This is a genomic window from Sphingomonas olei (genome assembly GCF_045369765.1).
Taxonomy (GTDB): Bacteria; Pseudomonadota; Alphaproteobacteria; order Sphingomonadales; family Sphingomonadaceae; genus Sphingomonas; species Sphingomonas panaciterrae.
The window spans coordinates 16,736-30,076 of record NZ_JBIQEU010000004.1 but is presented as its reverse complement, the minus strand read 5'-3'; the positions used below and the strand labels follow the sequence as shown (position 1 = coordinate 30,076).

Here is a 13,341-nt window from a genome sequence, read left to right as displayed (position 1 = left end):
AGCCGGAGCCGGGGATCACGCGATGCGTTGTAGCAGCGTAACGACAGTGGGGAGAACGCAAATGCGCAAGATCATGATCGCCGCGGGGCTCGCCGCGGCCCTCTCCGGCTGTGCCACCGGGCCGACTCGCTTTCCGGTCCAGGCCACGCGCTATCATTTCGACGCCATGACCGATCGCGGCACGATCGCGGTCGAGCCGCTGACCGGCAGCGGCACCGCCAGCATCGAGTACAAGACCTATGCCGCCGCGGTGCAGACTGAATTGCTGCGCCTCGGTTTCACCGCCCCGCCCCCCGGCCAGACGCCGCAATTCCTTGCCACGGTGTCGTTCAGCCGCGCTCCGGGCATGCTGCCCCCGCGCCGCTCGCCGGTGTCGATCGGGCTGGGGGGCGGCGGCATCAGCGGCGGGCGCGGCGGCGGCGTCGGCCTTGGCGGCGGGGTCAGCTTCCCGGTCGGCGGCAGCGGCGCGCGCGAAGGCGTGGTGACCGAATTGTCGGTACGTATCCGCCGCGGCCCCGATGCCGTGTGGGAGGGGCAGGCCCAGTCGCTGACCGACCTCACCTCCCCTGATGCCGACACCCCGGCGATTGCCGCCCGGCTGGCCCGCGCGCTCTTCTCCGGCTTTCCCGGCGACAGCGGGCGCACTATCGAGGTGCCATGACCCTCAGCATCAACGCCGCCTTCGACAGCGGCAACATTCGTCTCGTTGGGATTCAGGGCGATCGTGTCGATCTGGAGATCGTCCGTGACGCCGAGTCCGATTTCTACCAGTGGTTCTATTTCCGCGTCGCCGGAGCGGCCGGACGCCGCCTGACGTTCCGCATCCTGAACGCGGGCGGCTCCGCCTATCCGTTCGGCTGGCCCGGTTACCGCGCGCGCGCCTCGACCGATCGGCAGGCGTGGCGCACGGTCGACACGCGCTATGCCGATGGCGTGCTGGATTTTGACTGGACCGGCGACGCACAGGTCGTCTGGTTCGCGTATTTCGCGCCCTACACGATGGAACGGCACGCCGATCTGGTCGCGCGCATCGCCGCGCGGCCCGGCGTCACCCATCGCGAGCTGGGCGTCACGCTGGACGGCCAGGCAATCGACTATTTCCGCCTCGGCACCGGCAAGACGCAGGTCTGGCTCTATGCCCGCCAGCATCCCGGCGAATCGATGGCCGAATATTGGATGGACGGCGCGCTCGACTGGCTGACCAGCCCGGCGGCGGCGCGGCTGCTGTCGGCTGCGACGGTGCATGTCGTGCCCAACATGAACCCGGACGGCACGCGCCGCGGCCATCTGCGCACCAATGCAGCCGGGGTGAACCTCAACCGCGAATGGCACACCCCGACGCTGGAGCGCAGCCCGGAGGTCTATCATGTCCTCGCCGCGATGGACGAAACGGGCGTCGATTTCGCGATGGACGTGCACGGCGACGAAGCGATCGCCGCCAATTTCATCGCCGGGTTCGAAGGCATCCCGTCGCTCAAGCCCGAACAGGGTGATGCCTTCGTCGAATTCGGCCGGCGCCTGGCGGCGCACACGCCCGATTTCCAGACCGAGCTTGGCTATGAGCGCGCCCAGCCCGGCCGCGCCAATCTCTCGATGTCCACCAACCAGCTCGCCGAGCGGTTCGGCGCGGTCAGCATCACGCTGGAAATGCCCTTCAAGGATCACGACGCCAACCCCGATCCCGAGTTCGCCTGGTCGCCCGAGCGGTCGGCACGCCTCGGCGTGGCGTGCCTCGAGGTGCTGGACGAAATGATCGCCGGGCGATGATGGAGTTGCGCGAGGGCGGGCTGGACGATCCGCGCGTCCTCGCGCTGGTGGCGCATCATCAGGCGGAGGCGCACGCCTCGACGCCGTCGGAAAACGCCCATGCGATGAACGTCGACGGCCTGCGTCATCCCCACATCAGCTTCTGGGGATTGTGGGAGGGCGAGGATCTGCTCGGCATTGCCGCCCTGCGCGCGCTGGCCAGCGATCATGGCGAGATCAAGTCGATGCGGACCGCGCCGGTCCACCTGCGTCGCGGCGTTGGGCGCACGCTGCTGACGCACCTGATCACGCTCGCCCGCACCCGTGGGTACACACGCGTCAGCCTGGAAACCGGCACCGCGCCGATGTTCGACGCCGCCAACCGCCTGTACGAGGCCGCCGGCTTTACCGATGGCCCGCCCTTCGGCGGCTATCCCGAAAGCCCGCACAACCGCTTCATGACCCTGTCGCTATAGCCATGCTGCCGCCTGACCCGGCCCGGCGGTGGATAAGCCATTGTCTTTGCATCGCGATCATTTAGTTTGCGCACAACTTACCGAGGCCGTTCGTACCGCCTGCTTACCGGCGCGGGCGCTCGGCCAGCGAGAGGATTGCTGATGCGCTCATTCCCCGCCGCCGCGGCGCTTGCCCTTGGCGCCACCGCCTTTGCTCTTCCCGCGGTCGTTCAGGCCCAGGCGCCGGTGCAGACACCACCCATCGTCGAGGCGCCGCCGCTGAACACGCCGCCGGGCGGCCCACCCCCCGGCCGGCCGCCTGCCCTGCCCGGCGCCGACGGCTGGAGCATAACGATCGGCGTCGCCCCGGTGCTCAGCCCCGTCTGGCAGGGCTCGCGCGACACGGCGCTGTCGCTCTTCCCGGACCTCCGCTTCAACTACAAGGACGTGATCTTCGCCTCGATCCCCGAGGGACTGGGCTGGAATGCGATCAACACCGACGGCTGGCGCGCTGGCCCGCTGGCCAAGATCCGCTTCGGTCGCGACGAGGAACGCGGCGGATCGCCCTTCCTCATCACCGGCGGCAGCGACGCCCTGCTGGGCCTTGGCGACGTGAGCGCGGCGGCCGAAGTCGGCGCCTTTGCCGAAAAGCGCGTCGGTCCGTGGCGCGGCCGGCTGGAGGCACGACGCGGCTTTGGCGGGCACGAAGGCGTGCTCGTCGACGGCTCGATCGCCTATCAGGCACGCCTCGGCCGCACGAGCATCAGCTTCGGCCCGCGCGCGACGGTCGCCAGCGCGGATTACATGCGCACCTATTTCGGGATCGATCCGGCGCAGTCGCAGCGTTCCGGCCTGGCGCCCTATCGGCCGGGTGGCGGGCTCTTGTTGTTCGGCGTCGGCAGCTCGGTCGTCCACCCGCTCGATCGGCGCAGCGTGCTGACGCTGTTCAGCGGCCTCGACCGGCTCGGCGGCGAACCCGGCGATTCCCCGCTGGTGCGCGAGCGCGGGCGGCGGATGCAGTTCACGCTAGGGCTTGGTTACGGCTTCCGCTTCGGACTGTGATGAGCGGCCTGTGATGAGCGGCCTGTGATGAGCCTCCCGTGACGAGGGCGGCGATCAGCGGGCGCGCCGTGCGCCCGCGATCGCCCCGCCGATGATCAGGACGGCCGCCACCGCGACACCGCCGGCCACCAGCGAGGATTGCTGCCCGCCAGCGGCAAAGATCGCCGCCAGCGCCCACAGGAACACCGCGGCATAGGGCAGGTTGCCGCGCCCGCGCACCAGCGCCGTCGCGCCGATTGCGCCCGCCACCACTACGATGATCGCGCCGATCACCGATGCCGATTCGCCTGCTTCGACTCCATGGTAGCGCAGCGCGGCGGCGATGTTCACGGTCGTCGCCACCGTCAGCCACGCGGCCAGCGCGCACAGCGGCAGATACGCCAGCCAGCGCTCACCCGTGGTCAGCTGCCGGGCAGAGGACAATGTGCGATAGCAGACCAGGAGACACAAAAGCGTCGCGCCGATGATCACCACCGAAATCGCGCTCAGGCCGAACACCTGCGTATAGGCCGCCCAGAGCGCATTGCCGAGGAACGCGCCCGCCGCCGGCCAGCGCAGCCGCTCGATCAGCGGATTGTTTCGCTGCGCCGGCAGCGCCTGGTAAATCGCGAACAGCGTCGACCCGGTATAGAGCGCACCCCAGATCGAGAACGCCCAGCCCGCTGGCGTGATGATCGTTCGCACCGAATCCGATTGCGATCCGATCGGCTCGCCAATGCCGAGCGCCGGCATCACCGGTGTCAGGATCTGCAGCGCGGCGGCGATCAGGACGGCGATCACGGCCGTGTTGACGGTGCTTCCGGCACCGGGATGAGAACGGGTAGCCATGTCGCCGTAACGATCCCGGCCCAAACTCGTTGCACGTCCGATTCGATGACGCCCGGCGCGCGCTCGCCTCGACTGCCGCTTCCCGCTAGCCTGCGGCGTCGCGCCTACCGGCGCCGATTCGGGGGAAAGCCATGACCGATCCGTCCCTTCGCGACCGCGCCGTCCAGCTCTATGACGCCTTCACCCATGAGCATCGCGATCGGCGCACCTTGCTGCGCCAGATGACCGCGCTGGCCGGCTCCGCCGTCGCGGCCGAGGCGCTGATTGCCGGCATCGCCGCCTCACCCGCGGCCGCAACGATCATCGACCCGGCCGATCCGCGCCTGCTGACCGAGATGCGCATGGGGACGCAGGCTGACAAGCCGGCCCGAGCCTATGTCGCCATGCTGAAGGACCCAGCCACCGGAAGGCCTGCCGCGGCGAAGCGCGGCGTGGTTCTGGTGATTCATGAAAATCGCGGGCTCACGCCGCACATCCAGGATGTCACCCGCCGGCTCGCGCTTGACGGCTTCCTCGGCGTCGCGCCCGATCTGCTCGCGCCGCAGGGCGGAACGCCCGCTGATGAGGACAAGGCGCGCGAGATGATCGGCACGGTCGATTATGATCTGGCGCTGGCGCAGGCGCGCGGCTTTGCCGATGAGCTGCGCACCCTGCCGCAATCGACGGGCAAGGTCGGCATGATCGGCTTTTGCTGGGGCGGCGCGTTCGTCAACCGCATGGCGCTGGCCGGGGGGATCGACGCCGGCGTCTCTTACTACGGCCCCGCCCCAGCCCCGGCCGAGGCGGCGCGCGTCACCATCCCGCTGATGTTCCATTATGCGGAAAAGGACACCCGTGTCGCGCAGACCGGCGATCCCTGGGTTGCGGCGCTGAAGGCAGCGGGCAAGCCGGTACAGGCCTTCACCTATCCCGGCGTCGATCACGCCTTCAATAACGACACCTCCGCCGCGCGCTACGACAAGGCGGCGGCCGATCTCGCCTGGCAGCGCAGCACCGCCTTTCTCCACCGCTATCTGGATCGCTGACGCCCGCCAATCTCACGGGGAGCAGACACGATGGCCGATGATCTGATCTTCTACACCAATCCCATGTCGCGCGGGCGCATCGCCCGCTGGATGCTGGAGGAGGTCGGCACACCCTATGCGGTGCGGCTGGTCGACTGGGGGGACAAGCCCGCCGATTTCCTCGCCGCCAATCCGATGGGAAAGGTGCCGACGCTCGTTCACCACGGCCGCGTGGTCAGCGAGGCGGCGGCGATCATCGCCTATCTCGCCGACAGCTTCCCCGCCGCCGGCCTTGCCCCCACGGCGGAGGAACGGGCCGATTATTACCGCTGGCTATTCTTCGCCGCTGGCCCGCTGGAGGCAGCCAGCACCAATCTCGCCATGGGCGTGGTCCCCACACCGCAGCAGCAGGTCATGCTCGGCTATGGCAGCATCGACCGGGTGGTGAGCGCGCTGCGCACCGCCGTCGGCGCGCATGATTATATCGCCGGCGATCGCTTCACCGCCGCCGATGTCTATGTCGGCAGCCATATCGACTGGGGGCGGCAGACCGGGGCGCTGCCTGATGACCCCGCGTTCACCCGCTACCTCGATCGGGTAATGGCGCGTCCCGCCGCAATCCGCGCGCGGGCGCTCGACGATGCGCTCGCGGCATAGATCGCGCCGCACTCCGGCGACTGAGCCAGCAGCCGTTCAGCGATCCCGTGCGTTGTGCCGCGCATGGCCTATGGCACGATCGATCGGCAGCGGCTGACGCGGGAGCGCGTGATTGGCGCGGGCGCCGCGATCATCGTGCAACTCGCGCTCGGCTATGCGCTGATCACTGGCCTCGCCGTGTCGTTCCCGACAGCCGTCGAGAATGGGCTGAAGCTGTTCACCGCCGAACCGACGCCGCCACCACCACCGCCGCCACCTGTGCCCCCGCCGCCGCGCCCGACGGTCGCCCGTCCGGAGGGCCGCGCCTCCGCGCCCAACCTGCGCAGCCGCGCCGCACCCGTCGCTGCCCCGACGCCGATCGTCGTGACACCCCCGCCGCCGCCGCCCGTGGTCGCCGCCCCGCGGCCCTATGTGGCCAATGATTTCATGTCCGGCTCGGCCGACGTGCGTGGCCCTGGCACGGGGGCCGGGGGCAGCGGCGACGGATTTGGCAGCGGCGGGGCGGGCGATGGCGATGGCAGCGGCGGCGGATCGCCGGAAACCGCGCCCCGCTTCCTGCGCGGCCGGATGAGTACGTCCGACCTGCCGGAGGCGCTGTTCGTCTCGGGGTTCAATGGCACAGTCGGGGTGCGCTACCTCGTCACCACCGACGGGCGCGTGCGCGACTGTGTGGTCACCCGGTCCAGCGGCAACGCCACCGTTGATGCGATCACGTGCCGCCTGATCCGCGAGCGCTTCCGCTTCCGCCCCTCGCTCGATGGTGACGGGCGCCCGGTGAACGCCTGGATCGTCGAAAACCATAGCTGGGAGGTGGAGGCGGACACGGTCGAGGAGACGGAGACCATCCGCCGCCGGCGCCTGCGCTGGTAGCCGGGAAGTGGTCGGCCTGGTGTTCGCGCGACGCTACTACCAGCGGCCGACGCCATGCGCCCCTGCGCGATGCTCGTCGATCCGCCGCCGCGTCGCCGGGGAGGTACCGTCGGGCAGCGCATCGAGCGCAAACCAGCCTGCCTCCGCAATCTCGCGCCGGTCCGCCGCACGCAGCGCCGCGGGGTCATCCACCACGCAGCGATAGACGACGACATGATCGTCCTTCGCTTCGCCGCGGTTGTGATACACTCCTAGCAGCCCCGCGATGGTGACCGCGCGCAGCCCGACTTCCTCGATCAGCTCGCGTCGGATCGCCGCATCGGCGCTCTCTCCGCGATCGACCCCGCCGCCAGGCAGATACCATCCGTCGATATAATGATGGCGGACCAGCGCCACGCGTCCGGCAGGGTCAAGCACCAGCGCGCGAACGCCAAAGGTTCGCGGGCGGACGATCCGTGCGTAAAGTCGCATGGCGCGTCCGGCAGCCCGGTAGCGCCAGGCCACCATCGGTCAGGAGCCGAGCGACACGCTCAGGAAGGCCGGAACCGGGCCGTTCCACCCCGTATCCGCTCCGGCATCGCTGTCGATCCGGCTGTCCTGACGCTGCGGCTGCGCCCGGCGGCTGCGCTCGGGCGCGCGCTCCTGCTCGCGCTCCTGCTCGCGCGGCGGCTGCGGCGCGCGCGCGACGGGCGCTTCCGCCTTGCGCTCTGGCACCGGCCGTTCGTAGCGCCGGCGATCGCTGCCCTGGCGCCGCGCACGCGGCGGGCGGCCCTGCTCCTCGGCCTCCACCACGACGGTGCGACGCTGGATCTTCTGGCCGGTAAGCTTCTCGATATTCTCGATATTCTCGGCGTCGTCCGGGCCAACGAGCGTATAGGCAATTCCCGTCGCCCCACCGCGCCCGGTGCGCCCGATACGGTGGACGTAGTCGTCCGGATGCCAGGGCGCGTCGAAGTTGAAGACGTGGCTGACACCCTTGATGTCCAGCCCGCGGGCCGCGACGTCGGAGGCGACCAGGATATTGATATCGCCGGCCTTGAACCGCTCCAGCTCCGCGATCCGCGCCGGCTGTTCCATGTCGCCATGGATTTCGCCCGCCGCAAAACCGTGTTTCTTCAGGCTCTTGTTCAGCTCCCGCACGGTCGTCTTGCGGTTGCAGAAGATGATCGCGGTGGTCACGGCCTCTTCACGCAGCAACTGGCGAAGCACCGCCCTTTTCTCGAACGCCGCGCCCTTCACCGGCACCACCCATTGGGTGATGTTGATGTTGGTGCTCGCCGGCCGGGCGACCTCGATCGTCTTGGGATTGCTGAGGAACTTGTCCGCCAGCTTCTTGATCGGCGGCGGCATCGTTGCCGAAAACAGCAACGTCTGGCGCTGCTTGGGCAATTTGGTGCAGATTTCCTCGATATCGGGGATGAACCCCATGTCGAGCATCCGGTCCGCCTCGTCGATCACCAGCATGCTGCAGCCGGTGAGCAGGATCTTGCCGCGGCTGAACAGGTCCATCAAACGGCCCGGCGTCGCGATCAGCACGTCGACGCCGCGTTCCAGCGCCTTGACCTGGTCGCCCATCTGCACGCCGCCGATCAGCAGCGCCATCGATAGCTTGTGATACTTGCCGTAGATTTCGAAATTCTCGGCGACCTGCGCGGCCAGCTCGCGCGTCGGCTCCAGGATCAGGCTGCGCGGCATCAGCGCGCGCGCGCGGCCATGTGCCAGAATGTCGATCATCGGCAGCACGAACGACGCGGTCTTACCGGTGCCGGTCTGCGCAATCCCGATGATGTCGCGCATCATCAACACGCTGGGGATGGCGGACGCCTGGATCGGAGTCGGGTCGGTATAGCCCGTATCGCCGACGGCGCGGAGGAGTTCTTCTGACAAGCCGAGGTCGGCGAAGCTCATGGCAATCCTGAAAAGAAGGCGCGTCGATGCTGCCCTTTTATCGTGCGGGCGAGACGCGATTGTGCCTTCGATGTCAAGGTAGAGCGGTGCGCAAGGCCGCTTTTTAGGACGGATTCTTCGGGATGAGCAGCCGAAAGCGACTTATTTCACACTGTCGGCCCGATCGGGTGCGCAACACGTCGCGCCGGGCGCAGAACTTTCCGTCCTTGGAACGCTTCAGGTAGAAGCCGCCGTAGAAATTCAGTGTCGGGCAATCACGGTCGAGCTTGGCGCGCAGCCGGCGCCCGTCGGTGACGATCAGGTCGATGTCGCCGTCCGGGGAGATGCTGGCGCTCGCCAGCCGGTCCATCGGCACGCATTTGGGCGCCTTCTTCTCCTCCCAGGTGACCGGCGCGGCGCGCTGCGCCCGCGACGGCCCGGGCAGCCGCGGGATGCGAATGATGATCCGCTCGCGAGTCGACAGCTGCGCATAGCGCTCGTCCGCCGGCCCGGCAGCGATTGCCAGGGGCGCAGCCATGAGCAGCGGAAGCATGGGGCAGGCGCGGATCAGCATGGATAGGCCCCCGTCGCTGCCCATCGAAGTTTGAACCCTTGATGAATTCGCGCGATGAAGCGGCGATGACCCCGCGCCAGACCCGCCTCATACAATCGCTCGCCGATACCCTGCCCGATCGCGCGATCGTCACTGATCGTACCGATATCGCACCGTGGGAAACCGACTGGCGGCAGCGGTGGCACGGCACGGCGCCGATCCTGTTTGCGCCTGACAGCGTGGCGCAGGTGCAGGCGATCGTCGCCGCGGCGGGCCGTGAGCGGGTGCCGTTGGTGCCGCAGGGCGGCAACACCTCGATGGTGGGCGGCGCCACCCCGCCCGCAGATGGCACCGCGGCGATCCTGTCGCTGCGGCGCCTCAACCGGATTCGCTCGATCGACGCCGATGCCGGGCTGGCGATCGTCGAGGCTGGCGTGATCCTCGCTGATCTCCATGCCGCGGCAGCAGCGGTGGGTCGTCGCTTCCCGCTGACCCTCGGCAGCCGCGGCTCCGCGACGATCGGCGGCTTGGTCTCCACCAACGCCGGGGGTACCCAGGTGCTGCGCTGGGGCACGATGCGCGGGCTTGTGGCCGGGGTGGAGGCGGTGCTGGCGGATGGCAGTCTTTATGACGGTCTCGCTGCGTTGAAAAAGGACAATCGTGGCTATGATCCGAACCAGCTGCTGATCGGCGCCGAGGGCACGCTCGGCATCGTCACCGCCGCAACGCTTCGCCTTGCCCCGGCAATTGCCAGCCGGGCGGTCGGCTGGATCGGCCTTGCCAGCCCCGACGACGCGCTGCGCCTTTTGCGGCGCTTCCAGGCGGCGGGCGATCTGGTCGAAAGCTTCGAGCTCTTGCCTGCCGAATCCCTTGCGGCAGTACTGGCGCATGTTCCCGGTGCCCGCGCGCCGCTTGCCGGCGAGCATCGCTGGCACGTGCTGGTGGAAGCGGTAATCAGCGATCCCGACGCCCCCTCGCCTGCGCAGTTCATCGAGCGCGTGCTGGTCCAGGCGATCGCCGAGAACATGGTCGAGGATGCGACCATCGCCGTGAACGAGGCGCAGGCGGAGGCATTCTGGCGCATCCGCGATTCCATCTCGGACGCCGAACGCGCCACCGGGCCAGCCGCGCAGCACGACATATCGGTGCCGGTGGAGGCCATGCCCCGCTTCCTGATCGAGGCGGCGGCGGCGTGCGAAGCGCGCTTCCCCGGCACCCGCGCCAGCGGTTTCGGCCACCTGGGCGACGGCAACGTCCATTTCCACGTCCGTGCGCCACGGGGCGCCGATCGCGCAACATGGCTGGCCGAGGAAGCACCCGTCGTCACCCGCTTCGTCGACGATCTCGTGGTCGCGGCGGGCGGCTCGATCTCCGCCGAACATGGTATCGGCCAGATGAAGCTTGCCGAACTGGAACGCCTGTCGCCGCCGCCGCGCATGGCGATGCTGCGCGCGATCAAGCAGGCGCTTGATCCGCATGGCATCTTCAACCCGGGCAAACTGGTGGCGCTTGCGCCCGGCGCGGTGGCCGAATAGGGGCCGAAATCGAGCTTTTTGGGTCGTACCCGCACCCGCATCTGGAGAGTAATCATGGCCAGCGCGCCGCAGCAGCTTCCGCTTTTCTACAACGGCCTCGAGCCGCTTTCGAGCGACCTGCATGCCGACTACAAGATCCGCCCGGCCGCGACCGCGCCGTTCCTGACGACGCAGCACGCCATCCCGGTGACGGTCGATGAATTCGCGCTGGTGCAGCGTTACATGCCGATCGTCTTTTCCGCCGGCGAGGATTCGATCCCGATCGCGCTGATGGGCCTGAACGAGGGCGTGAACGTGTTCGTCGATGCCGACGGCAAGCTGATCGACAACACCTTCTACGTCCCCGCCTACATCCGCCGCTATCCCTATCTCCTCGCCCGCCTGCGTCCCGACGCGGAGGAGCTGTCGCTCTGCTTCGACCCGACGTCGGACACGATCGGCCAGTTCGATGAGGGCGAGCCGCTGTTCGAGAACGGCCAGCCGAGCGACGTGACCAAGAACATCCTGGCCTTCAACGAGCAGTTCGAACAGGCCGGCGCCCGCACCGCCCAGTTCATGAACGAGCTGCGCGAATCCGAACTGCTGATGGACGGTGAAGTCTCGATCCAGCAGGAAGGGTTCGAGCAGCCGTTCGTGTATCGCGGCTTCCAGATGGTCAACGAAGAGAAGCTGCAGGGCCTGCGCGGCGACCAGCTGCGCAAGATGGTGCAGAGCGGGATGCTGCCGCTGCTGTATGCGCACCTGTTCTCGCTGTCGCTGATGCGCGAAGTGTTCGCGCGCCAGGTACAGATGGGCAAGATGCCGCAGCCGACGCTCTGACCGCGCTCGCGGCAAGCCTCCAATGAACCGGACGGGCGCGGGGACAATCCTGCGCCCGTTTGTCGTTGGGGCGCGGGCATCGCGCGACACCTTTTGCCGTATCAGCCAGGGTTCTTGAAACCGATTGCCGGTCTCTTATGTTATAAAGGTACGGTTTCCGTGTCCCCCCTTTCGCGGAACCGTATGGCACACCTTCTGGTGTGTCTCCTCCCTGAACCTTGGCCACCTCGGGCACCGCCCGGGGTGGTTTTTTTATTCGGCGGCGAGCCGCTCGGGCCCAGCGATCGCCTCATCGGCCAGCGCGTCGAGGATTTCGCGGACTAGCTGCACGATACGCCCGTGTCCCGGCCCCGCGCCGTCCATCCGGCTGTCGAGGTATAAGGAGCGATCGATCTCCAGCTGGATGGCGTGAATGCCCTGCTCGGGCGCGCCGTGCCGCTCCAGGATATATCCGCCGGCGTAAGGGACGTTGAGCGCCTGCGGCAGGTGCCCCGCTGCCACCGCCGCCTCCACCCGGTTCACGAAACGGCTGTCCGCCGATCGGCCGAAGCGGTCCCCGATCACGATCCGCGTCCGGCTGCCACGGATCGGCGGCATGGAATGAAGGTCCAGCAACACCGCCACGCCAAAACGCGCACGCGCGGCAGCCAACGCCGCCGCCAGCGCCGCGTGATAGGGACGATGCGCCGCGTTGATCCGCGCGATCACGTCGTCGGCGCTCAGCCGCTTGCGCCACAATTCCCCCGCCGCGGTGGTGCGCCGCGGCACCAGCCCCAGCCCGCTGCGTACCTTGGCGCTCAGGTGGCCGGTACGTGCGCCATCGTCGAGCATCGGGTCGCGATCATCCTCCGCCCGGTTCAGGTCGATCCACGCGCGCGCCGCCTGCTGGATCAGCGTCGTCTCGCCGCCACGCGCGGCCATCGCCACCGAATCGATCAGCCGGTCTTCCAGCATCGTCAGCGCCGCGAACGGCACCCGCAGCGAATCGCGCACGCCCTCGGGATAGCAGCGCCCCGCGTGCGGCACCGACAGCACGACCGGGCTGGCGGGCGGCACGTCACCGTATGAGATGAAGCACGCGTCCATCGCTCGCCAACCTATGGGCAGGCGGCACGTCTCGCAATGCGGGCACACAGCGATCAACGGGCGTCTGGAAAATATTAAGCGATCTTCCCATAAGCTGCCGGTTGAGCACAGGAACCCACGAATGATCCGAATTTTGCTGGCCGAGGACGACCAGGTCATGCGCGAATATCTGGCGCGTGCGCTGGAAAAGTCCGGATATGCGGTCACCGCGGTGGACCGCGGCACGGCCGCGCTGCCGCTCATCGAGGAGGAGGAGTTCGACCTTCTCCTCACCGATATCGTCATGCCTGAAATGGATGGCATCGAACTGGCGCAGAAAGCCGGGGAGATCCGCCCCAAGCTGCGCGTCATGTTCATCACCGGCTTCGCCGCCGTCACGCTGAAGGCTGGCCAGGCAATGCCGCAGGCCCGTGTCCTCTCAAAGCCGTTCCACCTGCGCGATCTCGTGATGGAGGTCGATCGCATGTTCGAAGTGGGAGAATTTCAGGGTTTGAGCTGAACAGGGGTTGCGCACCCCCGGCAGCCCGGCTAATGGCGCCGCTCCCCGTGGGCGTGTAGCTCAGTGGTAGAGCACTGTGTTGACATCGCAGGGGTCGCAAGTTCAATCCTTGCCACGCCCACCATAAAAAGCCCTGCCAGGCGATCCGCTTGGCAGGGCTTTTTTGATTTTCCCATTTTTGCCTCATTCAACAGGCTCGCCGGGTCGCGCATCAGCGCGCCTCAACAGCATCCGACGGCACCGAGCCGGTGGGACCGCCTAGGCTTCATCATCAGATTGTTCGATTTGTGTAAGCGGGCAATCTCGTTTCGTGGCGGAATCGACTGCTCTTAGTGGGACG

General features: G+C 67.9%; 15 protein-coding genes and 1 tRNA gene. 11 read left to right on the top strand and 5 right to left on the bottom strand.

What is annotated here, in order from left to right; all coding sequences use genetic code 11:
- Positions 1-61 precede the first annotated feature (61 nt).
- From ACH0BU_RS06450 to ACH0BU_RS06435, 4 genes are all read left to right on the top strand, one after another.
- Positions 62-661: a DUF4136 domain-containing protein gene (locus ACH0BU_RS06450; RefSeq protein ID WP_296220583.1), complete on the top strand. Its 600-nt coding sequence runs from the start codon at positions 62-64 to the stop codon at positions 659-661.
- Positions 658-1,767 (top strand): M14 family metallopeptidase, encoded by a 1,110-nt coding sequence (locus tag ACH0BU_RS06445; protein WP_500263872.1) that lies wholly within the window; start codon positions 658-660, stop codon positions 1,765-1,767. The genes ACH0BU_RS06450 and ACH0BU_RS06445 overlap by 4 nt, the downstream gene beginning before the upstream one ends.
- Positions 1,764-2,222: a GNAT family N-acetyltransferase gene (locus ACH0BU_RS06440; RefSeq protein WP_296220582.1), complete on the top strand. Its 459-nt coding sequence runs from the start codon at positions 1,764-1,766 to the stop codon at positions 2,220-2,222. The genes ACH0BU_RS06445 and ACH0BU_RS06440 overlap by 4 nt, the downstream gene beginning before the upstream one ends.
- A 141-nt stretch (positions 2,223-2,363) precedes the next feature.
- Positions 2,364-3,263, top strand: coding sequence for a MipA/OmpV family protein (locus tag ACH0BU_RS06435; RefSeq protein ID WP_500263871.1), 900 nt, complete (start codon positions 2,364-2,366; stop codon positions 3,261-3,263).
- A 54-nt stretch (positions 3,264-3,317) separates the two neighbouring features.
- On the opposite strand, the gene ACH0BU_RS06430 is transcribed toward ACH0BU_RS06435, so the two are convergent.
- Positions 3,318-4,091, bottom strand: coding sequence for a TspO-related membrane protein (locus tag ACH0BU_RS06430; protein WP_296220580.1), 774 nt, complete (start codon positions 4,089-4,091; stop codon positions 3,318-3,320).
- 131 nt (positions 4,092-4,222) lie between these two features.
- Between ACH0BU_RS06430 and ACH0BU_RS06425 the strand changes: the two genes are divergently transcribed.
- The 3 genes from ACH0BU_RS06425 to ACH0BU_RS06415 all read left to right on the top strand — a co-directional run bounded on the left by ACH0BU_RS06425 (position 4,223) and on the right by ACH0BU_RS06415 (position 6,622).
- Positions 4,223-5,116, top strand: coding sequence for a dienelactone hydrolase family protein (locus ACH0BU_RS06425; protein WP_314472419.1), 894 nt, complete (start codon positions 4,223-4,225; stop codon positions 5,114-5,116).
- A gap of 30 nt (positions 5,117-5,146) precedes the next feature.
- On the top strand, positions 5,147-5,752 hold the full coding sequence (locus ACH0BU_RS06420) for a glutathione S-transferase family protein (protein ID WP_500263870.1): 606 nt from the start codon (positions 5,147-5,149) through the stop codon (positions 5,750-5,752).
- A gap of 63 nt (positions 5,753-5,815) precedes the next feature.
- Positions 5,816-6,622, top strand: a complete 807-nt coding sequence (locus tag ACH0BU_RS06415) for an energy transducer TonB (RefSeq protein WP_296220577.1) — start codon at positions 5,816-5,818, stop codon at positions 6,620-6,622.
- Positions 6,623-6,658: 36 nt separating this feature from the next.
- On the opposite strand, the gene ACH0BU_RS06410 is transcribed toward ACH0BU_RS06415, so the two are convergent.
- The 3 genes from ACH0BU_RS06410 to ACH0BU_RS06400 form a co-directional block, all read right to left on the bottom strand.
- On the bottom strand, positions 6,659-7,093 hold the full coding sequence (locus ACH0BU_RS06410; RefSeq protein WP_296220576.1) for an NUDIX domain-containing protein: 435 nt from the start codon (positions 7,091-7,093) through the stop codon (positions 6,659-6,661).
- Positions 7,094-7,132: 39 nt separating this feature from the next.
- Complete coding sequence (locus ACH0BU_RS06405; protein WP_296220575.1) at positions 7,133-8,530, bottom strand: DEAD/DEAH box helicase; 1,398 nt, start codon at positions 8,528-8,530, stop codon at positions 7,133-7,135.
- Between the two features lie 103 nt (positions 8,531-8,633).
- Positions 8,634-9,083 carry a hypothetical protein gene (locus ACH0BU_RS06400; protein WP_231621916.1) on the bottom strand — a complete coding sequence of 150 codons (450 nt, stop codon included), beginning with the start codon at positions 9,081-9,083 and terminating at the stop codon, positions 8,634-8,636.
- 41 nt (positions 9,084-9,124) lie between these two features.
- Here ACH0BU_RS06400 and ACH0BU_RS06395 point away from each other — a divergent pair, with 41 nt between their 5' ends.
- Positions 9,125-10,597 carry an FAD-binding oxidoreductase gene (locus tag ACH0BU_RS06395; protein ID WP_432430973.1) on the top strand — a complete coding sequence of 491 codons (1,473 nt, stop codon included), beginning with the start codon at positions 9,125-9,127 and terminating at the stop codon, positions 10,595-10,597.
- Positions 10,598-10,651: 54 nt separating this feature from the next.
- Positions 10,652-11,416 (top strand): SapC family protein, encoded by a 765-nt coding sequence (locus tag ACH0BU_RS06390; RefSeq protein ID WP_046409035.1) that lies wholly within the window; start codon positions 10,652-10,654, stop codon positions 11,414-11,416.
- Positions 11,417-11,668: 252 nt separating this feature from the next.
- Here ACH0BU_RS06390 and ACH0BU_RS06385 read toward each other — a convergent pair whose 3' ends face one another.
- Positions 11,669-12,502 carry an N-formylglutamate amidohydrolase gene (locus ACH0BU_RS06385; RefSeq protein WP_046409034.1) on the bottom strand — a complete coding sequence of 278 codons (834 nt, stop codon included), beginning with the start codon at positions 12,500-12,502 and terminating at the stop codon, positions 11,669-11,671.
- Positions 12,503-12,623: 121 nt separating this feature from the next.
- Here ACH0BU_RS06385 and cpdR point away from each other — a divergent pair, with 121 nt between their 5' ends.
- Together cpdR and ACH0BU_RS06375 are read left to right on the top strand one after the other, a co-directional pair.
- A complete protein-coding gene (gene cpdR, locus ACH0BU_RS06380; protein WP_125945097.1) occupies positions 12,624-13,001 on the top strand; it encodes a cell cycle two-component system response regulator CpdR in 378 nt (125 codons plus the stop codon).
- A gap of 49 nt (positions 13,002-13,050) precedes the next feature.
- Positions 13,051-13,125: transfer RNA gene (locus ACH0BU_RS06375), tRNA-Val, on the top strand.
- The last annotated feature ends 216 nt before the right edge of the window (positions 13,126-13,341 follow it).